The 21,500-nt window shown below is 67.6% G+C and carries 19 protein-coding genes; 14 read left to right on the forward strand and 5 right to left on the reverse strand.

The features are described from left to right. Positions 1-13: 13 nt before the first annotated feature. On the reverse strand, positions 14-1,594 hold the full coding sequence (locus BoBH3_RS22750) for a D-alanyl-D-alanine carboxypeptidase (protein ID WP_262333147.1): 1,581 nt from the start codon (positions 1,592-1,594) through the stop codon (positions 14-16). A gap of 381 nt (positions 1,595-1,975) precedes the next feature. On the opposite strand from BoBH3_RS22750, the gene BoBH3_RS22755 reads away from it, so the two are divergent. Continuing rightward, positions 1,976-2,317: a phasin family protein gene (locus tag BoBH3_RS22755; protein WP_262333148.1), complete on the forward strand. Its 342-nt coding sequence runs from the start codon at positions 1,976-1,978 to the stop codon at positions 2,315-2,317. Between the two features lie 234 nt (positions 2,318-2,551). Continuing rightward, positions 2,552-4,081: a UxaA family hydrolase gene (locus tag BoBH3_RS22760; RefSeq protein WP_262333149.1), complete on the forward strand. Its 1,530-nt coding sequence runs from the start codon at positions 2,552-2,554 to the stop codon at positions 4,079-4,081. An 18-nt stretch (positions 4,082-4,099) separates the two neighbouring features. Here BoBH3_RS22760 and BoBH3_RS22765 read toward each other — a convergent pair whose 3' ends face one another. After that, positions 4,100-5,074, reverse strand: coding sequence for a VOC family protein (locus BoBH3_RS22765; protein ID WP_262333150.1), 975 nt, complete (start codon positions 5,072-5,074; stop codon positions 4,100-4,102). A 267-nt stretch (positions 5,075-5,341) separates the two neighbouring features. Between BoBH3_RS22765 and BoBH3_RS22770 the strand changes: the two genes are divergently transcribed. After that, positions 5,342-5,731, forward strand: a complete 390-nt coding sequence (locus BoBH3_RS22770; protein ID WP_262333151.1) for a hypothetical protein — start codon at positions 5,342-5,344, stop codon at positions 5,729-5,731. A gap of 116 nt (positions 5,732-5,847) precedes the next feature. On the opposite strand, the gene BoBH3_RS22775 is transcribed toward BoBH3_RS22770, so the two are convergent. Continuing rightward, on the reverse strand, positions 5,848-7,032 hold the full coding sequence (locus BoBH3_RS22775; RefSeq protein ID WP_262333152.1) for an aminotransferase: 1,185 nt from the start codon (positions 7,030-7,032) through the stop codon (positions 5,848-5,850). A gap of 124 nt (positions 7,033-7,156) precedes the next feature. On the opposite strand from BoBH3_RS22775, the gene BoBH3_RS22780 reads away from it, so the two are divergent. Further along, positions 7,157-7,912 carry an SIR2 family NAD-dependent protein deacylase gene (locus tag BoBH3_RS22780; protein WP_262333153.1) on the forward strand — a complete coding sequence of 252 codons (756 nt, stop codon included), beginning with the start codon at positions 7,157-7,159 and terminating at the stop codon, positions 7,910-7,912. Here BoBH3_RS22780 and BoBH3_RS22785 read toward each other — a convergent pair whose 3' ends face one another. Continuing rightward, entirely contained in the window at positions 7,913-8,542 is a 630-nt protein-coding gene (locus BoBH3_RS22785) for a LysE family translocator (protein ID WP_262333154.1), read from the reverse strand. It lies immediately after the preceding gene. Between the two features lie 191 nt (positions 8,543-8,733). Between BoBH3_RS22785 and BoBH3_RS22790 the strand changes: the two genes are divergently transcribed. Both BoBH3_RS22790 and BoBH3_RS22795 read left to right on the forward strand, forming a co-directional pair. Beyond that, positions 8,734-9,348, forward strand: a complete 615-nt coding sequence (locus BoBH3_RS22790; protein WP_262333155.1) for a cold-shock protein — start codon at positions 8,734-8,736, stop codon at positions 9,346-9,348. Positions 9,349-9,483: 135 nt separating this feature from the next. Beyond that, on the forward strand, positions 9,484-10,569 hold the full coding sequence (locus BoBH3_RS22795) for an HD-GYP domain-containing protein (RefSeq protein WP_262333156.1): 1,086 nt from the start codon (positions 9,484-9,486) through the stop codon (positions 10,567-10,569). A 7-nt stretch (positions 10,570-10,576) separates the two neighbouring features. On the opposite strand, the gene BoBH3_RS22800 is transcribed toward BoBH3_RS22795, so the two are convergent. After that, the gene (locus BoBH3_RS22800; protein WP_262333157.1) at positions 10,577-10,927 is read right to left on the reverse strand and encodes a HesB/IscA family protein; all 351 of its coding nucleotides are present in this window, start codon (positions 10,925-10,927) and stop codon (positions 10,577-10,579) included. A gap of 86 nt (positions 10,928-11,013) precedes the next feature. Here BoBH3_RS22800 and BoBH3_RS22805 point away from each other — a divergent pair, with 86 nt between their 5' ends. The 8 genes from BoBH3_RS22805 (at position 11,014) to BoBH3_RS22840 (ending at position 21,500) form a co-directional block, all read left to right on the forward strand. Further along, complete coding sequence (locus BoBH3_RS22805) at positions 11,014-12,255, forward strand: deoxyguanosinetriphosphate triphosphohydrolase (protein WP_262333158.1); 1,242 nt, start codon at positions 11,014-11,016, stop codon at positions 12,253-12,255. Positions 12,256-12,546: 291 nt separating this feature from the next. Next, positions 12,547-14,313, forward strand: coding sequence for an arginine--tRNA ligase (gene argS / locus BoBH3_RS22810; RefSeq protein ID WP_262333270.1), 1,767 nt, complete (start codon positions 12,547-12,549; stop codon positions 14,311-14,313). 96 nt (positions 14,314-14,409) lie between these two features. Then, positions 14,410-16,230, forward strand: coding sequence for an SPOR domain-containing protein (locus BoBH3_RS22815; RefSeq protein WP_262333159.1), 1,821 nt, complete (start codon positions 14,410-14,412; stop codon positions 16,228-16,230). Positions 16,231-16,414: 184 nt separating this feature from the next. Next, a complete protein-coding gene (locus BoBH3_RS22820; RefSeq protein ID WP_262333160.1) occupies positions 16,415-17,509 on the forward strand; it encodes a TRAP transporter substrate-binding protein in 1,095 nt (364 codons plus the stop codon). Between the two features lie 127 nt (positions 17,510-17,636). Beyond that, entirely contained in the window at positions 17,637-18,647 is a 1,011-nt protein-coding gene (nagZ, locus tag BoBH3_RS22825; protein WP_262333161.1) for a beta-N-acetylhexosaminidase, read from the forward strand. A gap of 113 nt (positions 18,648-18,760) precedes the next feature. After that, positions 18,761-19,594, forward strand: coding sequence for a segregation and condensation protein A (locus BoBH3_RS22830; protein WP_262333162.1), 834 nt, complete (start codon positions 18,761-18,763; stop codon positions 19,592-19,594). Continuing rightward, positions 19,591-20,295 (forward strand): SMC-Scp complex subunit ScpB, encoded by a 705-nt coding sequence (scpB, locus tag BoBH3_RS22835; protein ID WP_262333163.1) that lies wholly within the window; start codon positions 19,591-19,593, stop codon positions 20,293-20,295. The genes BoBH3_RS22830 and scpB overlap by 4 nt, the downstream gene beginning before the upstream one ends. A 164-nt stretch (positions 20,296-20,459) precedes the next feature. After that, a complete protein-coding gene (locus BoBH3_RS22840; RefSeq protein WP_410050645.1) occupies positions 20,460-21,500 on the forward strand; it encodes an ABC transporter ATP-binding protein in 1,041 nt (346 codons plus the stop codon).

Consider the following 21,500-nt stretch of genomic DNA (forward strand, 5'->3'; position numbering starts at 1 on the left):
CCTTCCCTGACGGTCAGCTACGGGTGGCGAAGCAGGAGAAGCCGCCGCGCTTCAGCTGGGCGCAGGCGTTCTGCGCGTCCTTCGAGTCGTCGAAGCCGGCGAAGCGGGCGCGGAAGAGGGTGGAGCCACCCTTCTCGACCTTCTCGGTGAAGGGCGAGGCGCTGGCGAGCGGACCGGTGGCCTTGGCGCGGGCGCGGGCCAGGATTTCCTTGGCCTTGCCCTCGTCGTCGGTGGCGCCGAGCTGGATCACCCATTTGCCGGAGGCGACGATGGCGGCCTGATGCGACATGGCCGGAGCCGGCTCGGGAGCCTGGGCCCTGGCGGGCGCGGCGGGAGCGTCGAGTTTCGCTTCGATGACCTTGGCTTCCGCGAGCTTCACGGGAGCCTCGGCCGGCTCTGCGGCCTTCGCGATGGAGGACGTGACGTCGACATTCGCCGGCGGGCGCAGGACCTTGGCATCTGCCGGCTGGGCGCCGATCGACCAGCGCATGGCGGAGGGTGTCGTGGTCGCGGCGACCGGACGCATGCCGGAGAGCGAAACCGGCTGGCCGGCATGGGCGACCGGGCGCGGCGGCGCGATTGGTGTCGTCGTCGGCATCGGAGCATAGGCGCGGGCGGCAGCCGGCGGCAGCGGCGGCGCTTCGGCCAAAGCCTCGGGGCGCGGCACAGGGATCGGCGCAGGCTCGACGGCGGCGACGGCCGCCGGGCGGGCGCGCTCTTCCTGACGGGGCCGCTCTTCGGGACGCGGGCGCTCCTCCTCGCGCTCCTGGCTGGCGACCATCACCGAGGAACGGCCGCTGGTCGCGGCGCGCGGCAGGCTCGCCAGCACGAGATCGGTCATGATCTTGTCGCGCGAGGCGCCGGAACGGCCACCGAGCACGACGGAAACGATCTGCCGGCCTTCGGACTTGGCCGAGGTCATCAGATTGAAGCCGGAGGCGCGGGTATAACCCGTCTTGATGCCGTCGACGCCCTCGACCTTGCCGAGCAGGCGGTTATGGCCGCGGATGGTGCGGCTGCCATACTGGAAGGTGCGCGTCGAGAAGAGCGCGAAATACCTCGGGAAACGCTCCTGGATGGCGCGGGCGAGGATGGTGAGGTCGCGCGCCGTCGTCAGGTTGGGCGGCGAATGCGGCAGGCCGTGCGGGTTGTAGAATCGTGTCTGGCTCATGCCGAGCGAACGCGCCTTGCGCGTCATCTGGTCGGCGAAGGCCTCCTCGGAGCCGGCGATGTTTTCCGCCACGACGACCGAGACGTCATTGGCCGAAAGCGTGATCATGCTGCGGATCGCGTCATCAACCGCGATGGTCGAGCCGGCGCGGACGCCGAGCTTGGTCGGCGGCTGCGAGGCTGCGTAAGACGAGACACGCAGCTCGGAATCCATGGAGAAGCGGCCGCGCTCCATCTGCTCGAAGAGCATGTAGAGCGTCATGACCTTTGTCAGGGATGCCGGGATGCGTGGCGCATCCTCGTTCGCCGCATGCAAGGTGCGGCCGCTCTTCACGTCCACGACCATTGCGGCATAGGGCGGCGTATAGCCGCCGCCACCGGCATGCCGGCGGAGCTTGCGCGCCTCGGCAGGGGATGCAGCCATGGTGACCGCCACGGCGGCGACACCGATCAGCCCGATGGCGACGCGCAGACGCGGCCGCCAAAACCCAACGCAACCAGGAACCATGAACCGCCTCGAAAACTCGACTTTGACCCTTCCGTGCCGCGGCCGGCTCATCGTGGCGCGCGAGACACAGTGAGGGAGGTTAGGAGGATGCGGTTACGGAGCCGTTAAAACTTGATTGGTTGCATTCGAGACGATATGCGTGTGGTGCAACGCAGCGTCGCGCTTGACTTTTATGTTGCATTGCACAATATAGCGCCAGTCCCGGTGATGATCTCTGTCATACGACCTTGGGGCGATATAAAGAGCCGTCCAGGCTCCTCACCAAAGGCGGCACGACGGGTGCCAGGGAGACGACCAATGATCCAGCAGTTCGAGACGATCCAGAAGGCCTCCAAAGAGAACGTCGATGCGGCTCTGAAGGCCTTTGGCGCCACCTCCAAGGGCGTGCAGACCATCGCGGTCGAGACCACCGATTATGCCAAGAAGTCCTTCGAGGCCGGCACCGCCGCGCTCGAGAAGCTCGCTGGCGTGAAGACCCTCGACAAGGCCCTCGAGGTCCAGGCCGACTACCTCAAGACCTCGTTCGAGGGCGCGGTCGCCCAGCTGACCAAGATGGGCGAGCTCTACACCGCTCTCGCCAAGGACGCCTACAAGCCGTTCGAGGGCATCGTCTCCAAGGCCGTTCCGGCCGCCAAGTGAGGCGATAAGGCCGGCCGCCGCGAGGCGGCCCCGGCCCGGAGACACGATATTCGGGAAGCCCGGTCGCAAGGCCGGGCTTTTTTCTTGTGCGCCGGGAGCCGCTGTCAGCCGCACCCAGGCCGGCGTCCGTGCATGCCGAACATTGTTTTGAACCGATTGAAAACCGGAACGATTGGGCGCATCTCTTAGCGTAGCCCGCTGTCCTTGCGGCCAAGAGGTTTTCCGGTTCAAGCCATGCTCGACAAGTCCGCGCCGCCCCGCACCCTCAAGCTCAACGCCGCCGACAATGTCGTGGTCGCGGTCGATCCCGTCGATCTCGGCGTTACCGCCGCGGGAGTCGAGGCGCTGAAGCGCATTCCGCGCGGGCACAAGATGGCGATCGTGCCCATCGCCAAGGATCAGCCGATCCGCAAGTTCGGCCAGATCATCGGCTTCGCCACGGCCGAGATCCTGCCCGGCGAATGGGTCCATGAGCACAATACCGGCTTCCACTCCTTCGACCGCGACTACGCCTATGCCGCCGAGGCGAAGCCAGAATTCGTCCTGCCCGTCGAGCAGCAGGCGACCTTCGAGGGCTTCCGCCGCGCCAACGGCAAGGCCGGCACGCGCAACTATGTCGGCATCCTGACCTCGGTGAACTGCTCGGCCTCTGCCGCGCGCTTCATGGCCGAGGAGGTGAAGCGCTCCGGCCTGCTCGCCGACTATCCCAATGTCGACGGCGTCATCGCGCTGACGCACGGCACCGGTTGCGGCATCGACTACAACGGCGAGAGCTTCGAGGTGCTGAAGCGCACCACCTGGGGCTATGCCTGCAATCCGAACATGGCGGCGGTGCTGGTCGTCGGCCTCGGCTGCGAGGGCTTCCAGATCAGCCGCATGAAGGAAGCCTATGGCGTCACCGAGAGCGACGTCTTCCGCACGCTCACCATCCAGGAGACGGGAGGGACGAAGAAAGCGGTCGCCGCCGGCATCGAGGCGCTCAAGGTCATGCTGCCGATCGCCAACAAGGCGGTGCGCGAGACCGTGCCGGCCTCCGAACTGATGCTGGCGCTTCAGTGTGGCGGCTCGGACGGCTATTCGGGCATCACCGCGAACCCCGCGCTGGGCGCGGCCGTCGACATCCTCGTCGAGCATGGCGGCACGGCGATCCTCTCCGAGACGCCTGAGATTTATGGCGCCGAGCATCTGCTCACCCGGCGCGCGGCGACGCGCGAGGTCGGCGAGAAGCTCGTCGGCATCATCAAGTGGTGGGAGGACTACACCGAGCGCGCCCGGATGGACATGAACAACAACCCCTCGCCGGGCAACAAGGCGGGCGGGCTGACCACCATCCTGGAGAAGTCGCTGGGTGCGGCCGCCAAGGGCGGGACCAAGACGCTCTCTGCCGTCTATCACTATGCCGAGCCGGTGAAGAAGAAGGGCTTCGTCTATATGGACACGCCCGGCTACGATCCCGTCGCTGCGACGGGACAGGTGGCCGGCGGCGCCAATATCCTGGCCTTCACGACGGGCCGAGGCTCGGCCTATGGCTGCAAACCCACGCCGTCCTTCAAGCTCGCGACCAACACGCCGATCTACGAGAAGATGATCGACGACATGGACATCAACTGCGGCGACGTGCTCGACGGCGTCTCGCTGGAGCAGAAGGGCCGCGAGATCTTCGAGAAGGTCCTGAAGGTCGCCTCGGGCGAGCGGACGAAGTCCGAAGAGCTCGGCTATGGCGATGCCGAATACGTGCCCTGGCAGATCGGCGCGACGATGTGATGAGCGGGCAGGGTTGGTCTAGCCCTGCAGTAGTCTGACGCGCGTGCCCCAGGGATCGGCGCTCTCGAACCCGCCGGAAAAGGGCGTCGTCGCGACACCCGCCGTGGCGAAGCGCTCGGCCTGTGCGGTCATCAGGTCCGGTTTCTTCGTCATCAGCGTGAACCAGGAAAGCCCGGTGCTACCCTCGTTCCGGGGGCCGGCTCCGGCGCTGTTCCAGGTGTTCATCGCCAGATGGTGGTGATAGCCGCCGGATGACAGGAAGCTCGCGGTGTCGCGTCGGCTGGTCGATGCCAGCCCGAGCAGGTCGCGATAGAAGCGGTCGCCCGCATCGACATCGCCGACGCGCAGATGGACATGCCCGATGCGCAGGCCATCCGGGGCCTTGGCATAGTTGCTGGCCTGCGTGTCTGTCAGCGACAGGATGTCGTCGATATCGAGCCGATGCGTGCCCATGACGACGCGCCCACCTTCCCAGCGCCAGCGCTCGGCCGGGCGATCGGCATAGACCTCGATGCCGTTGCCTTCCGGGTCGTTCAGGTAGACCGCCTCGCTGACGCTGTGATCGGCGAAGCCGGTCAGCGGCGTGCGGTTGCGCGCGACATGGACGAGCCAGCGCGCCAGGTCCTGCCGGCTCGGCATCAGGAAAGCGATGTGGAACAGCCCGGCCGCCGTCGGGGGCTCGAGCGCCGCGCCCGGCTTCGGTTCCAGCGTGAGTAGGGCGCCCTCGGCCGTGCCGAGCGTGACCGAAGCGGAGCCCCGCGCCAGCACCGAAAGGCCGAGCACATCGCGGTAGTAGCTCGTCACGCGTTCGATATCGCGCACCTTGAGCGCGGCGGCGCCGATGCGGATCGGCGTCTTGCTCGCGAAACCCGGCCCCGCAGCCGGCGCCGCGACCGGGCCACCCTCGGCACGTACTGCGAAGGCGGCCGCCGTCGCCAGCGAGGAGGCGCCTGCCAGTCGAAGCAGGGTGCGGCGGGTCAGGGAATGGCGCATCGTTGGTGACTGTCTGAAAGGGTTGGTTTCCAGTCTCGATTTCAAGCCATGAAACCCGGCGGGACGCACGTCACAAGAGCGTGGGCCGCCCAAGACCGGGACTGTGCGCGATCGAACCTTGCGGAACATGCCCTAACGACAGGCCAGCGGTGGATAGCGCTCCGATTGTCCTTCATCTGTTGAACCCAATCGATCATCGTCGCGACCAAGGTTGGCTCGGCGTCGCTGCGAGCGAGCGGGCCTCTCTTCGTATCGGTTGGAATCCAGATGAAAAACGTTCTTCTCGTCACCGTCCCGCGCATCCTGCTCGGGCTGCTCTTCCTCGTCAGCGCCGTCGACGGATTCTGGTGGATGGCGACAGGCAACCACCTGATCCATCCGCCGACCAGCGAGCAGGGGCTCGCCTTCGAGGCCGCGCTGCAGGGTTCCTTCGTCTGGCCGATGGTCAAGGTCGTCAATCTGACGGGCGCGCTCAGCCTGCTCACCAATATCGCGCCGGCCTTCGGGCTCGCGCTGATCGCGCCGATCATGACCGTGATCGTGTTCTTCCACCTCGTGCTGAACCCGCAGGGCCTGCCGGTGGCGATCATCCTCGTCGTGCTGGGGCTGATGCTGGTCTTCGCCTATCGCGGGCGCTACGCCGCGCTGTTCCGGTAGGCTCTCCGGCCGCGTGTCATGGTCGGGCTTGTCCCGACCATCCACGTCTTCCTTGGTGAATCGCAGTGTTCAAAACGTGGATGCTCGCCACAAGGGCGAGCATGACGGCGGAGCCTTCAGAGCGCAAAACCCCTCAGCCGCTCGCCCAGCAGGCCGATCCGGTCCGCTGCGACGTTGGCTATGGCGATGCGCAGGTGGTTCTCCTGTCCGGGGCCGAAATAGGGGCCGGGCAGGGCGAGCACGCCGCGCTCCTCGACCAGCCGGCGCGCCACTTCGGCCGCCGGCACCCCTGCAAAGGGATGGGCCACATAGGCGAAATAGGCGCCGGCAGAGAGCACGCGCCAGCCATTCAGCGGCGCCATGGCCTCTCGAAATAGATCGGCGCGGGCGTTGATCTCGGCGCGGTTGCGCTCGCGCCAGTCCCGGATGCCCTCGATGCCCCAGGTGACGGCCGCCTGCCCGGCGCGGACGGGGCTGATCTGAACGCAGTCCAGAACCTTGCTGATCTCCGCGATGGCGGGCTCGCCCGCCGTGATCACACCGAGCCGCCAGCCGGGAACGGCATAGGCCTTTGAGAAACTGTAGAGGCCGATGACCGAATCCTGCCAGCGGGTTGCCGCGAAGACCTCATGCGGCCTGTTCGTACCGGCGGGCAGGAAGTCGCGATAGGTCTCGTCGAGAACGAGCCAGATGCCGCGCCGCGCACAGAGCGCGGCGAAGGCGGCGATGGTCTCAGGCGGATAGACCGCGCCTGTCGGGTTGTTGGGCGTGACCAGCACGATGGCCCGCGTGCGCGCGTCGATCAGCGGCTCGGCCGTGGCGACATCGGGCACGAAGCCGGCCTCCGGCGCGCAGGGCAGGGCGCGCGCCTCGATGCCGAGCATGGTCAGCGTCATCTCGTGGTTGAAGTACCAGGGCGTCGGCAGCAGCACGTTGTCGCCTGCCTGCGCCAACGCCATCATCGTCATGACATAGGCCTGGTTGCAGCCCGAGGTGACGGCGACCTCGCCCGGCTTGAAGCCCGTTCCGTAAATGCTTGAGATCTCGGCGGCATAGGCCTCGCGCAGGGGGGGATCGCCGGTGATGGCGCCATAGCGCGTGCTGGCCGGGTCGGCGGCGGCCTCGCCCAGCTTGTTGAGCAGGGCCTGCGGCGGCGGCGCGCCGGGGACCGCCTGCGACAGGTCGATCAGCGGGCCGAAGCGGCCGTCATAGGCGCGCGCCCAGCCCTGTGCCTCCGGGATGGGCGGCGTGCCGGTGTCGAGAAGGTCGGGATTCAGCGGTGCGGGCGCGGCGTCGTGCATGATGTTCTGCTTTGCGGCGCGCAGGGGTTTCCGTCAATTGCACGGAGCGCGTTGCTGCGGCTTGGAAGAGACATGGCGCAGGTCCATATCTGAAAGGCTTCCGGATCAGGGGACAAGCGGGCCGATGCAGGACGAGACCGAGGACGCGATCGCCGAACTCCACGCCATGCTGGACCGGGCCGATAGCATCGTCAGCTTCACCGGTGCGGGCATCTCGACGGAATCCGGTGTGCCCGATTTCCGCACGCCCGGTTCGCCCTGGATGGTCAACAAGCCGATCCCGTTCGAGGCCTTCGTGCAGAGCCGCGAGGCGCGGATCGAGGCCTGGCGACGGAAATTCGTGATGGACGATCATTATCGCGATGCGGCGCCGAATATCGGCCATCGCGCGCTGGCGCGGCTGGTGGCGGATGGGCGCTCGCCGGCCATCGTCACGCAAAACATCGACGGGCTGCACCAGGCCTCCGGCGTGCCGGAGGACAAGGTCATCGAGTTGCATGGCAACGGCACCTATGCCACCTGCCTAAGCTGCGGCTGGCGGCATGAGCTCGCCGCCATCCGCCCCGCCTTCGAGGCGAGCGGCGAGCCGCCGGCCTGCATCATGTGCGCCGGGCCGGTGAAATCGGCGACGATCTCTTTCGGCCAGGCCATGCCGCAGCAGCATATGATGCGTGCTCAGGAGCTGGCTCTGGAATGCGACCTCTTCCTCGTGGTCGGTTCTTCGCTCGTCGTCTATCCAGCGGCGACGCTGCCGATCATCGCCAGGCGGCAGGGCGCGAAGCTCGTGATCCTCAACCGCGAGCCGACCGATCTCGACCCGATCGCGGACCTCGTCATCCGCGCGGAGAGCGGGGCCGCTCTGGCAAGGCTGGCGTCGTAGCTAGTCGCGCGCGGAGAAGGCGAGGCGGAGCGCCAAGCCGCCGAATACCGCGCCCATCAGCCTCTGAGGCAGCCGTGCCAGCGCCGGCCGGCGGGACAGCGCCTGCCCGAGGCGGCTGGCGGCGAGGATCACGACGCCGTTGGTCAAAAGCCCCATCAGATTGAGAATTGTCGCGAGGACCATGACCTGCAGCGCGATGGACCCGGCTTCCGGCTTCAGGAACTGCGGCAGCAGGGCCAGCATGAACAGGGCCATCTTGGGATTGAGCAGGTTGGTCCACAGGCCCTGCAGGAAGATGCGACGCAGCGGCTGGGCCGGGACATGGCCAGGCGCCAGCAGTGGAGCCTTCGTCCTCAGCGTCGTCCAGGCGAGCCAGGTGAGATAGGCGGCGCCGATCCAGCGCAGCGCGTCATAGGCCCAGGGCACCAGCAGGAAGAGCTGCGAGAGCCCGAATGCAGCGGCGAAGGATTGCAGGTAACTGCCTACCGCGATGCCGATATATGTCAGAAATCCGGCGGCTCGGCCCTGGCTCATGCTGCGCGATGCGATCAGGAGCATGTCAGGCCCAGGCGTTGCGGTGAGGACCGCCGCAGCTCCGGCGAAGAGGGCGAGCGTTGCGAAGTCCGGCATCGTCAGCGAAGCCTCCGGTCGTGGCAGTGATCCTTCTATGCCACAGCAAAAAGAAAACCGGGATTGGGTTCGGATTTTCCTGCGTGTTCGCCGGTGGATGATGTGGACGACGAGGTCCGGGCTGTATCCCGAATCCGCAGCGATGCTATCGTGGCAAAACGAATCAGGTTTGCGTTGGGGGTGAGCGGCACATGTCCGACGAATTCGGTGAGAGCGGGCGGCCACCGATAGGTCCCATCCAATCCCTTAATCGGGTCGTGAGGCTCGATGGGGCGGCGAACAGCGCGTCGGAGATCCCTGTCGAGATCACCGGCTTCGTCAAATGGTTCGACGTGTCGAAGGGCTATGGCTTCGTCGTCCCGGAGGCGGGCGGCCAGGACATCCTGCTCCATGTCACCATCCTGAAGCGTGACGGATTCAATACGATAGCGGAAGGCGCTCGCATCGTGCTCGAGGTGATAGAGAAGTCGCGGGGCCGTCAGGCTGTGCGGGTGCTCTCGATCGACACCTCGTCCGGACGGCACCCGTCTGAGATGCCGATGGCGCGCACCAATGTCTCGGTCGCGCCGACCAGCGGCTTGGAGCGTATGGTGGTGAAGTGGTTCAACCGCCTGCGCGGGTTCGGATTCGTCTCAAAGGGCGAGGGCGCCCCGGACATCTTCGTCCATATGGAGACGCTGCGCCGTTACGGACTGGTCGAACTCATACCGGGCCAGACAGTGCTGGTGCGCTATGGACCCGGCCCCAAGGGGCTGATGGCGGCCGAGATCCGGCTCGAAGACGGCGGAGTGGCGAGCTCGCACTGAGCCTGCTTGAGGTGATTCGACACTGAACGCCGCGACCCCATGTCGCAATTTCGCTGGCACTTTCTTTGCCGGCGTTCACCTCGAAGCAATATGCGGCCTGCTAAAAGGAGCCGCTTGTTGCAACCGAGGGGCGCCATGCTTCTCATTACAGACCGTGCCGAACGCAGCCGTTCCCTCGAGCGCGTGCTTGCGTATTGGGGTTCCTGCGCAGTTGCGGACATCGCGAAGCAGCCATCCGGGCCCGGCTATCGGCCTTCGCGCTTGGTGCTGACCGACATCGATCTCTCCTGCAGCGAATCGGTTCTTGCCGCGCGACGGATACTCGCGGCCAGTCCGGCCCGTGGGCGACCGCATCTGTGCGTCCTGCGCGGCGCGCCCGCCCATGCCGAGGTGCAGGCGAATGCGATCGGCGCGACCGTCACGCTGTCTGCCGACATGCCGCCCGGGATGATACGGGCCAAGATCGCCGAGGTCCTGGGCGACCGCGATGCTCCTGACGAGGCTGCACATCTGCCGCAACGCCTGCAGCGGGACATCGCCACCGCGACGGCTGCGATGGCGGATCTGCTGGCGGCCGCGGCTCTGGACGGCCCGCTTCCCGTCGGCGCCATCGATGCAGGCGTGGCAGCGATCAACCGGGCGACCGAGGAGAGCGATCTCGGCGACTGGCTGTCGCTGGTCCGGCGGCATGACGACCTGACCTATCAGCATTGCCTGCTGGTCTCGGCCCTGGCGGCGGCCTTTGGACGGACGCTCGGCTTTTCCGAAAAGGACCGCGGGCTGCTGACTGCCGCCTCGGTGCTGCATGATATCGGCAAGGCGCGAATTCCCGTGGCGATCCTGCAGAAGGAAGGAGCGCTCACGGCCGAGGAGCGCGCGGTCATTTGCAGGCATACCGAATTCGGGCACGGGATGCTGGTGCGGCAGGGTGGTTTCGGCGGCGAGATTCTCGATGCCGTGCTCTCGCATCACGAGTATCTCGACGGCTCGGGCTATCCGCAGGGGCTGCAGGGCGCGCAGATATCCGATCTCGTGCGCATGGTGACGATCTGCGACATCTATGCCGCGCTGATCGAAAGACGCAGCTACAAGGCGCCAATGGCGCCGACGGAAGCCTATGGAGTCCTGACGGGGATGGCCGCCGATAAGCTCGACCGCGCCCTGCTGCGCGCCTTCGAGCGGGTCGCGTTCGCGGGAGCCGCCTCGGCTCGCAACAGCTGAGCCGGTCTCAGAGCGCGAACGACGTGCCGCAGCCGCAGGAACTCGTGGCGTTCGGATTGATGATGCGGAAGGACTGGCCGATCAGATCGTCGACGAAGTCGATGGTCGAGCCTTCCAGCAGCCCGAGCGAGGTCTCGTCGATCAGGACGGTGGCGCCGTCGCGTTCGATGACGAGATCGTCGGCAGCCTTCTCCCGGTCGACGTCGAAGACGTACTGGAAGCCCGAACAGCCGCCGCCCGAGACGCTGACGCGCAGCATCGAGCCGGGCGGCTCCTTCGCCATCACCGACAGAATTCGTTTAGCGGCGTTCTCCGTCACCGCGACGCCGTGCTGATTGACCGCGAGTTCGGTCGTCATAGTCAGATGCTCCTTGCACCCTGCTTGCCCCGGAAGGTAATGCCCCGGCAGCGCCTCTACAAGCCGAGTGCGTCCGCGGGGCCGCCATGCCGAATCCAGCCAGCCCGTTTCCACCAGCCGGTATCGAGCCCGGCGAGCGCTGGCGCGCGCCTTATGCCTGCCGCTCTTCCTTGAGCCGCGGGCGGCTCATCGCAGAGCCGGTTTCGGCGACTCGCGGCGAATTCCAGCGCGACCGGGACCGCATCATCCATTCGACGGCCTTCCGCCGTCTCAAGCACAAGACCCAGGTGTTCGTCTCGCATGAGGGCGATCATTATCGCACGCGGCTGACGCATACGATCGAGGTGGCGCAGATTGCGCGGGCGCTCGCCCGCGCGCTCGGCCTCGACGAGGATCTGGCGGAGGCGCTGGCGCTGGCGCATGACCTCGGCCACACGCCCTTCGGCCATACCGGCGAGGATGCGCTCGACGAATGCATGGCGGGCTTCGGCGGCTTCGACCACAATGCCCAGACGCTCAGGATCGTGACGCGGCTGGAGCGACGCTATGCCGATTTCGACGGGCTCAACCTGAGCTGGGAGACGCTGGAGGGGCTGGTCAAGCACAATGGCCCGCTGCTCGATGCCGCGGGTCGACCGACGGCTCGCTATGCGAAGACCGGCATTCCGGCCGCGATCCTCGAATATCAGGAGAAGCAGGACCTCTGGCTCGACAGCTATGCCTCGGCGGAGGCGCAGGTCGCGGCGCTGGCCGACGACATCGCCTACAACGCCCATGACATCGATGACGGGCTGAGGGCCGGGCTGTTCGGCACCGCCGAGCTGCGGGCCGTGCCGTTCCTGGCGGGGCTGCTCGACGAGGTCGAGCGGCTGCACCCCGGTCTCGACGGCTCCCGACAGGCCAATGAGCTGGTGCGGCGTGTCATCACGCGCTTCGTCGAGGATGTGATCGGGGAGGCTCAGGCGCGGCTCGCGGCCTTGGCGCCGGCCGACGCGGACGCTATCCGCCGGGCGCAGATGCCGGTCGTCGCCTTCTCGGCCGCGATCACGGCGGCGGACCGCGACATCAAGGGCTTCCTCTATCCCAGCATGTATCGCCATCCCCGCATCGTGCCGATCCGGACGAGGGCCGCGCAGGTGGTGCGCGATCTCTTCGCGCGCTTCAGCGAGCAACCGGGGCTGATGCCGGACGAATGGGCCGCGGGCTGCGAAGGCCTCGACCAGCATCGCCGGATGCGGCGCATTGCCGACTATATCGCCGGCATGACCGACTGGTACGCGCTCGACGAGCATCGCCGCCTGTTTGACGCCACCCCCTCGCTGCGATAGGGCCGGGCGGCCTTACCAGATGTTCGAGCCTGAATGAGCCCTCATCCTGAGGAGCGCTTCATGGAAGCGCGTCTCGAAGGATGGTCCAGGAGGCTCCGGAACAATCTGGAGCATCCTTCGAGACGCAAGCTTCGCTTGCTCCTCAGGATGAGGGCTCTGTAGCATCGGACCGAAAAGTGGAATCCACTTTTCGGAAAAATCCGATGCGAGAACAACGAGATAGATCATCGTGATCACGTCCTTTAGGACGCGCGATGATCTAGGGCTTTCAACGGACAAGATGTGACCGCGATGAACCTGTTCGAGATCTATTCCGCCCGTCTCCATGCCGCACTCTCGGCGCTCGCCGGGCGAGGCGCGCTGCCCGAGGGGCTCAATCTCGCGCGTGTCGTGGTCGAGCCAACCAAGGACCCGGCCCATGGCGACCTCGCCACCAATGCGGCGATGGTGCTGGCCAAGGATGCCGGCACGAACCCGCGCGCGTTGGCGGCCCTGCTGGTCGAGGAGCTCTCGAAGGATCCCGAGATCGCGAAGGCCGAGATCGCGGGCCCGGGCTTCATCAACCTGACCCTGCAGCCGGCGGTGTTCACTGCCGTGCTGAAATCTGCCATCGCGGCGGGGCTGGACTATGGGCGCGGGCCGGCGAAGGCCGAGCCGAAGGTCAATGTCGAGTATGTCTCGGCCAATCCGACCGGCCCGATGCATGTCGGCCATGGCCGCGGGGCGGTTTTCGGCGATGCGCTGGCGAGCCTGCTCGCCTTCGCCGGCCACAACGTCACCCGCGAGTATTACATCAACGACGCCGGCGCGCAGGTCGACGTGCTCGCCCGCTCAGCCTTCCTGCGCTATCGCGAGGCGCTCGGCGAGGACATCGGCCCGATCCCGGAGGGGCTCTACCCCGGCGACTACCTGAAGTCCGTCGGCGAGACGCTGGCGAAGGCCCATGGCCCGGCGCTGAAGGACAAGGCTGAAGCCGAGTGGCTGCCGCTGGTCCGCAGTGCCGCGATCGACGGCATGATGGCGATGATCCGGGACGATCTGGCGGCGCTCGGGGTCGTCCATGAGGTCTTCTTCTCCGAACGCTCGCTGCAGAAGGTCGACGGCAACAAGGACGCCGTAGGCGAGACCATCGCGGATCTGCGCTCGCGCGATCTCGTCTACGAGGGCCGGCTGCCGCCGCCCAAGGGCCAGAAGGACGAGGATTGGGAGGATCGCGAGCAGACGCTTTTCCGCGCCACCGCGTTCGGCGACGATGTCGACCGGCCGCTGCTGAAGTCGGATGGCAGCTACACCTATTTCGCCAACGACATCGCCTATCACCGCTCGAAGTTCACCCGCGGCTTCCCCGAGATGATCGACGTCTGGGGCGCTGATCATGGCGGCTACGTCAAGCGCATGCAGGCGGCGGTCAAGGCGGTGACGAACGGGCAGGGGGCGCTCGACGTCAAGCTCTGCCAGCTCGTGCGCCTGCTGCGGAACGGCGAGCAGGTGCGCATGTCGAAGCGCTCCGGCGACTTCGTGACGCTGCGCGAGGTCATCGACGAGGTCGGCCGCGATGCGGTGCGCTTCATGATGATCTTCCGCAAGAACGATGCGACGCTGGATTTCGACCTCGCCAAGGTGGTCGAGCAGTCGAAGGACAACCCGGTGTTCTACGTCCAGTACGCGCATGCGCGCTGCGCCTCGATCTTCCGGCAGGCGCGCGAGGCCTTTCCGGATCTCGACTTGTCCCCGGCAGCGCTCGCCGGGGCCGACCTTTCGATTCTGACCGACGAGTCGGAAGTCGGGGTCATCAAGTCGATCGCGGCCTATCCGCGGGTGATCGAAGCGGCCGCCGCAGCCCATGAACCGCACCGCGTGGCATTTTTTGTGCATGAACTGGCGAGCGCTTTCCACTCATTGTGGAACAAGGGCAAAGACTCGCCGCAATTACGGTTCGTTAATCAAACTGATCGAAAGTCGACCTTGGCGAGATTGGCGTTCGTGCACGCAGTGCGCAGCGTCCTTGCTTCCGGTCTGGCTGTCGCCGGAGTTGCGGCGCCGGAAGAGATGCGCTGACGGCCGCTTGCCGCCAGCGCGCACAAGGTCAGTTGACCGCGCGAGCCCGGCGATCTTCCATAGGAGGAAGCGGCTTGTGCTGGATTGGATCGTGCCATGAGTGAGCCAGCTAGGAACCGTTTCGCGCTCGACCTGGAAGAACTCGAGCGTCAGCTGCGTGCGGCAGGCCAGGAGTCGCGTCCGGGCCAGTCGTCGGATCCGCTTGCGGAGTTGACCCGCATCGTCGGGCAGGACGATCCGCTCAAGGATATTTTCAACGAGCGCCGGCCGCAGGGCCAGCGGTCGCAACTGCGGCAGGAGCCGAGCTTCGACAGCGCGCCGAGCTTCGAGCCGGTGCCGCTGCGGCCCGTCCCGGCGCCTGCTGCCGCACCGGCCGTGCCGCCCCTGGCGAATGTGCCGCCCGAGGAGCTTCGCGGGGCGCTCGACGAATTCGAGGCACTGCTGCGCCGCACCGATCCGCGGCGGCCTGCGTCGGACCCCGCGCCGGCCCCGATGGCGGCTGCCGCGCTGCAGCCGGTGGCGCGTCGTGACGATTTCGACCTGCCCGAGCCGCTGCCCTATGCACGGTCGGCGCCGATGCAGCCGGTGGTCCAGGCGCGCGATCTCGATGAGAGCATGGAGGCATACGCTCCTCCGCCGGCCTTCGTCGCGCCGCCGGCCTTCGTCGCGCCGGCTGCCTACGCCGCGCCCGGCAACTATGCCGCGTCTGGCAACACGCCCAGAAACTATGCTGCGGACCGCAATTATGCCGAGGCCGACTATGACGAGGCCCCGGCCTATCACTATGCGCCCGCCGGCGCGAACCCGCATGGCTATGAAGACGAGATGCCCGATCTGGAGCCGCGCCGTTCGCGCAAGGGGCTCTGGGCGGCCGCCGCGGTCATCGCCATTGGTCTGGTCGGCGCTGGCGCGGCTTTCACGATGCGCGGCGGTTCCGCCATCAAGGACGGCCAGCCGCCGGTGATCGCGGCCGATCGCGGGCCGGTCAAGGTCGAGCCGGCCAATCCGGGCGGCACCGAGATCCCGAATCAGAACAAGCAGATCTACGAGCGCAGCGCCGAGGCCGTTCAGGGCAAGAGCAAGGTCGTGGCCAGCGAAGAGCAGCCGGTCGACCTGCAGCAGATGGCGCGCTCGACCCCGGCTCGTGTTGTCCTGCCGGGCCCAGGCACCGCCAACAACGGGGCAGCGCCGATGGCTCAGCCTGCCGCGGCATCCTCCAGCTCCGTCGGTGTCGGCACCGCACTCGCCGCCGCGCCCAGCCAGCCCCAGCGCAGCATCACCCCGCCGGAACCGGCCCTGACGCCGATGCCGCCGGTGCCGGGCCTTGGCGAGCCGCGCCGCGTGCGCACCGTCTCGATCCGTCCGGACGGCACGCCCGCGCAGAACCCCATCGCCGTCGAAAGCCAGCCGCTCGCGACCGGCTCGGCTCCCAGTCGCTCCATTCCCGCGCCGGCCGAGGCGCCCCTGCGGATTGCCGCCGCGTCGCCGGCTGCCGTGGCATCCCCGGCCCCCGCGCCGATCGCGCCGCCTGTTGCCCCGAAGGTGCAGGAGCGGGCGACGACCCCGGCCGCCGCTACGACGCCCGTGGCGCCGACCCGCCTCGTCAGCGCTCCTCCGGCCGCCGCCGCGCCGCCGCCGGCTCCGGCCACTGCGGCCGTCCGGGCCGGCACCGGCGATTTCGTGGTGCAGCTCGGCGCGCCGGGCAGCGAGGCCGAGGCGCGTGCGACCTTCGCCGCCCTCCAGCGCAAGTATCCGCAGCAGCTTGACGGCCAGGCGCCGATCATCCGCAAGACCGAGCTCGCTGGTGGCAAGACCGTGTTCCGCCTGCGCGTCGGGCCCTATTCCCGCGACGATGCGACCTCGATGTGCTCGCAGCTCCAGTCGGCCGGCGGGCAGTGCTTCATCGCCAAGAACTGACGCCTGATCGATAGAACCGAATGAATGAGCGGCGGCGCCTGGCAAGGCGCCGCCGCTCTGCATTTCGGCCATATCGGATGGGCGCCGGAGGGCTTGTACGGCGGGTATCCGCGTGCGATCAGGGCGCCAACAACAAGATCGGGCCGCATCGAAGGTCGCGGCTGCCGAATCAGGAGGACACACAATGGATCGCCGTCAATTCGTGAAAGTCGCCGGCGCCGGCGCTGCCGGCAGCGCCGCGATCGCCGCTCCTGCCATCGCCCAGTCGCAGCCGAAGGTCAGCTGGCGCCTGACTTCGAGCTATCCTAAGAGCCTGGATACGCTCTTCGGCCTCTCGACCCAGGTCGCGAAGCGCGTCGCCGAGGCGACCGACGGCAACTTCCAGATTCAGGTCTTCGCGCCCGGCGAGATCGTGCCCGGCCTGCAGGCGCTCGATGCCGTGCAGAACGGCACGGTCGAGTGCAGCCACACCCTGTCGAGCTTCTATATCGGCAAGGACCCCGCCTTCGCTTTCGAAACCTCGCTGCCCTTCGGCTTCAACGCCCGCCAGCAGAACGCCTGGCTCTATCAGGGCGGCGGTCTCGAGCTCTGCCGCAATTTCATGAAGGGCTACAATCTCTTCACGATCCCCTCCGGCAATACCGGCGCGCAGATGGGCGGCTGGTTCCGCAAGGAGATCAAGACGCTCGAGGACCTGAAGGGCCTCAAGATGCGCATCGCCGGCATGGGCGGGACGATCATGTCGAAGCTCGGCGTCGTGCCGCAGCAGATCGCTGGCGGCGACATCTACCCGGCGCTGGAGCGCGGCACCCTCGATGCCGTCGAGTTCTCCGGTCCCCTCGACGACGAGAAGCTCGGCTTCCAGCGTGTTGCGAAATACTACTACTACCCCGGTTTCTGGGAGGGGAACGCGAATGTCAGCTTCCTCGTGAACCTCGAGAAGTGGAACGCCCTGCCGGCGTCCTACCGGGCGATCGTCGAAGCGGCCTGCGCCGAGGCCAATGCGCTCTGCCTCGCGAAATACGATCACGGCAATCCGGATGCGATGATCCGCCTCGCCGGCTCGGGCGCGGAACTGCGGCCCTTCCCGCAGGAGGTCATGCAGGCCGCGTTCAAGGAGGCTTTCGCGATGTATGCCGAGCTCGCGGCCTCGAACGCCAACTTCAAGACGTTCTACGATTCCTTCCTGCCTTACTGGAAGAAGGAGCAGCTCTGGTTCCGCATCGCCGAACTGCCTTTCGACGCGTTCAACGCCCAGATGTCGGCGCAGATGAAGTAAGTCGGCGCTGCGAGCATCGTTTTCGCAAGCCAGGCAACAGGGGCGGCCCGCAAAAGGCCGCCCCGATTTTCTTTTCGGCTCGGCCGGATCGCTTGACGCCCGGCACGCCGCTTCCTAACCCGATGGCATGACATCGCGCGCCTTCATCGCCGGTTGCCTCGGCACGAGCCTCAACCCGGACGAGCGCGCCTTCTTCCGCGATGCGCAGCCCTGGGGCTTCATCCTCTTCAAGCGCAATACGCAGTCGCCCGAGCAGGTCGCGGCCCTGACCGCCGAGATGCGCGAGAGCGTCGGCCGGCATGCGCCGATCCTGATCGACCAGGAGGGCGGGCGCGTCCAGCGGATGGGGCCGCCGAGCTGGCCGAAATATCCGCCGGCCCGCGCCTTCCTCGGCATCAACGATCCTATCCGCCAGCGCGAGATCGTCCGCCTCTCGGCGCGGCTGATGGCGCATGACCTGAAAGCCGCGGGCGTGGATGTCGATTGCCTGCCGGTGCTCGACGTGCCGGTCGCCGGCAGCCATGACGTGATCGGGGACCGTGCCTATGCCCATGATCCGGATCAGGTGGCGCGGCTCGGCCGTGCGGCGGCGGAGGGGCTGATCGCCGGCGGCGTGCTGCCGGTCGTCAAGCACATGCCCGGCCATGGCCGCGCGCGGGCCGACAGCCATCACGACTTGCCAGTGGTCGATGCGACGCTGGAGGAACTCAGGGCGCATGACTTCCGCCCGTTCCGGCACCTCGCCGACATGCCTTTGGCCATGACGGCGCATGTCGTGTTCACGGCCCTCGACCCCAAGAACCCCGCCACCGTCTCGCGCAGGATCGTGCGCGACGTCATGCGTGGCGAGATCGGCTTCGACGGGCTGATCATGACCGACGACATCTCGATGAAGGCGCTGTCCGGTTCCTTCGAGGCCAAAACGCGGGCGGCCATCCGCGCCGGGGTCGACGTGATCCTGCATTGCCACGGCATCATGGAGGAAATGGTCGCGATCGCGGGCGCCGTCCCGGAGATGACCGGGGCGCGGGCACGCCGCGCCGCGGCCGCACTCGGCCGCATCCGCCATGAGCCGGAGCCTCTCGACATCGAAGCCGCGCGCGCAGAACTTGGCGCCGCTCTTGCGTCGGGCGCTTGAAGGGCCGAACCTGTCGCCGGGCTTGATCGCAGTTTCAGTCGATAGTCCGGGTCTCGCGTCAGGCGACTGGGATCATTGCGGAACTGCAGGGAAGGGCGAGGGCCAAGGCCAGCATGACGGCCGAACTGCCATTCGAGGAGGATGCCGGCCGGCGCGCAGACGAACCTGCGCTCGTCGTCGATGTCGACGGCTATGAAGGGCCGCTCGACCTGCTGCTCGATCTCGCACGACGGCAGAAGGTCGATCTACATCGCATCTCGATCCTGGCTCTGGCCGAGCAGTATCTCGTCTTCGTCGAGCAGGCGCGGGCGCTGAGACTTGAACTTGCGGCCGACTATCTCGTCATGGCGGCCTGGCTCGCCTATCTGAAATCGCGCCTGCTCCTGCCGGAACCGCCCAAGGGCGAGGAGCCGAGTGCGGCCGATCTCGCTGCCGCGCTGGCGCTGCGCCTGCGCCGGCTGGAAGCGATCCGTGCCGCCGCCAATAAGCTCACCGGCCGCGAGCGGCTGGGGCAGGACGTCTTCGCGCGCGGCGCGCCGGAGGAGATCGCTGCCGCGGCGAGGCCGGTCTGGGAAGCGGAGCTCTACGACCTGCTCGCGGCCTATGCGCATCAGCGGCAGAAGCGGGTCCAGGGGCACATCTCCGTCGGCCATCGTGTCGTCTGGTCGCTGGTCGAGGCGCGCGAGGCGCTGCAGCGGCTGGTCGGCGAGGCCGGGGACTGGACCGAGATCGACGGCTATCTCACCCGCTACATGGCCTCGCATGGCCTGCCGCCGCGGGAGATGAAGGCCACGGTCAAGGCCTCGGCGCTGTCGGCCATGCTGGAGATGGCGCGGGAAGGGGTGCTCGACCTGCGCCAGGACGAGGCCTTCGCGCCGATCTATGTGCGCCGTCGTTCGGCGCGGCCGGCCGCGCTGCCCTTCGCCGACAAGCGGGATGCGCCATGACGGGCGCGGCGGCCGAGGCGATCGAGGAGGATGACGACCGCAGCGGGGCAGAGGCCTTCGCGCGGGCGCTGCGCATCGTCGAGGCGCTGCTCTTCGCCTCCGCCGTGCCGCTCTCGGCCGAGGCGCTGGAGCGCTCCGTGCCGGCGGGCATCGCCGTGGAACAGGTGCTGGCGCGGCTGACGGAGGTCTATGCCTCGCGCGGCGTCAATCTGCGGCCGGTCGCGGGCGGCTTCGCCTTCCGCACGGCGCCGGATCTCGGCTATCTGCTTGCCGCCGAAGCCGAGCCGCCGCGCAAGCTCTCTCGCGCCGCGCTCGAGGTGCTTTCGATCATCGCCTATCACCAGCCGGTGACACGGGCCGAGATCGAGGAGATCCGCGGCGTCGCCACCGCCCGCGGCACGCTCGACATCCTGCTGGAAGCGGGCTGGGTTCGCCTGCGCGGCCGGCGCCGTTCGCCAGGCCGGCCGGTGACCTATGGCACGACGCCGGGCTTCCTCGACCATTTCGGGCTCGACCGCATCGACGACCTGCCCGGCCTCGACGAATTGAAGGGCGCCGGCTTCATCGAGGGCCGGCTGACGCGGGACCTGACCGTGCCCGTGCCCGACGACGATCCCGACCTGCGCGACGACGAGGATCCGCTTGGCGATCTGTTCTCCCCGCTTGACGACGGCGAGGGCGGCCCGCAACAGGGCGAGTGAACGATCGGCTTCGTCTTTCCCACCTCTCTGAGGAGCAGCCTCCCGGCTGCTCAGGATGAGGGCTGGGGAAACGGGCTTTCAAGGAGCGATCTTTGGCACGCAGCGAGATCAAGGCCGGTTGGCTCGGCTGGGGCCGGCGTGGCACGGCCGGCGCGGCGATCCCGATGGCGCTCGGCTTCGAGGGCGTGACGCAGCGCTTCGGCGATGTGACGGCCTTGTCCGGCGTCTCGCTCTCGGTCGAGCCGGGCGAGATCGTCGCGCTCCTCGGCCAGTCGGGCTGCGGCAAGACGACGCTGCTCAGGCTCGCCGCCGGCGTTGAGCGGCCGAGCGAGGGCCGTGTCCTGCTCGAAGGGCGGGACGTATCGTCGCCTTCGGCCTTCGTGGAGCCGGAGCATCGCGGCGTCGGCTTCGTCTTCCAGGACTATGCGCTGTTTCCGCATCTGACTCTGAGCGAGAATGTCCGCTTCGGCCTGCGCGGGCAGGGTGGGGCGGCGACCGAGGCCACCGCGCTCAAGGCGCTGGCGCGTGTCGGCCTTGCCGAACTGGCCGCCTCCTATCCGCATATGCTCTCGGGCGGGGAGCAGCAGCGCGTCGCACTGGCGCGCGCGATCGCGCCGCGCCCGGGCATCCTGCTGATGGACGAGCCCTTCTCAAATCTCGACCGGCGGCTGCGCGACGTGGTGCGCGACGAGACCGCGGCGCTGCTGGAGGAAACCGGCGCGACCTCGGTCATCGTCACGCATGATCCCGAGGATGCGATGCGGATCGCGGACCGGATCGTGCTGATGCAGGCCGGCCGCATCGTCCAGACGGGGACGGGCGAGGAGCTCTACCGGAACCCGGTCAGCCTCTTTGCTGCCCGCTTCTTCTGCGATCTTACCGAGGTCGAGGGACGCGTCTCCGGCGGGGCGGTCGATACGCCGCTAGGGCGCTTCGCCGCTCCGGGGCTGGCGGAAGGGACGGAGGCCGTCGTCTGCATCCGGCCGCACCGGGTCCGCATCGTGCCGAAGGGTTACTACCTGCCGGGCCGGCTCGTCGCGCGGCGCTTCCTCGGGGAGGTCGACCACCTGCAGGTGGCAGTGGCGGGCTTCGACCGGCCGCTCACGGTGCGGGCCGCGCTGTCGGACGAGATCGCGGTGGGCGACGAGGTCGGCGTCGAGATTCCGTCCGACGAAGTCCTTGTGTTTCCGGCGGCAGATCAATAG

The sequence above is a fragment of the Allobosea sp. BH3 genome (assembly GCF_025499465.1).
GTDB lineage: Bacteria > Pseudomonadota > Alphaproteobacteria > Rhizobiales > Beijerinckiaceae > Allobosea.

Coding starts and splice junctions, on each gene's coding strand:
- nagZ (WP_262333161.1), top strand. CDS start 17,637: ATGACATCGCGCGCCTTCATCGCCGGTTGCCTCGGCACGAGCCTCAAC.
- argS (WP_262333270.1), top strand. CDS start 12,547: ATGAACCTGTTCGAGATCTATTCCGCCCGTCTCCATGCCGCACTCTCG.
- BoBH3_RS22815 (WP_262333159.1), top strand. CDS start 14,410: ATGAGTGAGCCAGCTAGGAACCGTTTCGCGCTCGACCTGGAAGAACTC.
- BoBH3_RS22840 (WP_410050645.1), top strand. CDS start 20,460: ATGGCGCTCGGCTTCGAGGGCGTGACGCAGCGCTTCGGCGATGTGACG.
- BoBH3_RS22795 (WP_262333156.1), top strand. CDS start 9,484: ATGCTTCTCATTACAGACCGTGCCGAACGCAGCCGTTCCCTCGAGCGC.
- scpB (WP_262333163.1), top strand. CDS start 19,591: ATGACGGGCGCGGCGGCCGAGGCGATCGAGGAGGATGACGACCGCAGC.
- BoBH3_RS22790 (WP_262333155.1), top strand. CDS start 8,734: ATGTCCGACGAATTCGGTGAGAGCGGGCGGCCACCGATAGGTCCCATC.
- BoBH3_RS22755 (WP_262333148.1), top strand. CDS start 1,976: ATGATCCAGCAGTTCGAGACGATCCAGAAGGCCTCCAAAGAGAACGTC.
- BoBH3_RS22750 (WP_262333147.1), bottom strand. CDS start 1,594: ATGGCTGCATCCCCTGCCGAGGCGCGCAAGCTCCGCCGGCATGCCGGT.
- BoBH3_RS22820 (WP_262333160.1), top strand. CDS start 16,415: ATGGATCGCCGTCAATTCGTGAAAGTCGCCGGCGCCGGCGCTGCCGGC.
- BoBH3_RS22770 (WP_262333151.1), top strand. CDS start 5,342: ATGAAAAACGTTCTTCTCGTCACCGTCCCGCGCATCCTGCTCGGGCTG.
- BoBH3_RS22785 (WP_262333154.1), bottom strand. CDS start 8,542: ATGCCGGACTTCGCAACGCTCGCCCTCTTCGCCGGAGCTGCGGCGGTC.
- BoBH3_RS22780 (WP_262333153.1), top strand. CDS start 7,157: ATGCAGGACGAGACCGAGGACGCGATCGCCGAACTCCACGCCATGCTG.
- BoBH3_RS22830 (WP_262333162.1), top strand. CDS start 18,761: ATGACGGCCGAACTGCCATTCGAGGAGGATGCCGGCCGGCGCGCAGAC.
- BoBH3_RS22765 (WP_262333150.1), bottom strand. CDS start 5,074: ATGCGCCATTCCCTGACCCGCCGCACCCTGCTTCGACTGGCAGGCGCC.
- BoBH3_RS22760 (WP_262333149.1), top strand. CDS start 2,552: ATGCTCGACAAGTCCGCGCCGCCCCGCACCCTCAAGCTCAACGCCGCC.
- BoBH3_RS22800 (WP_262333157.1), bottom strand. CDS start 10,927: ATGACGACCGAACTCGCGGTCAATCAGCACGGCGTCGCGGTGACGGAG.
- BoBH3_RS22775 (WP_262333152.1), bottom strand. CDS start 7,032: ATGCACGACGCCGCGCCCGCACCGCTGAATCCCGACCTTCTCGACACC.
- BoBH3_RS22805 (WP_262333158.1), top strand. CDS start 11,014: ATGCCGAATCCAGCCAGCCCGTTTCCACCAGCCGGTATCGAGCCCGGC.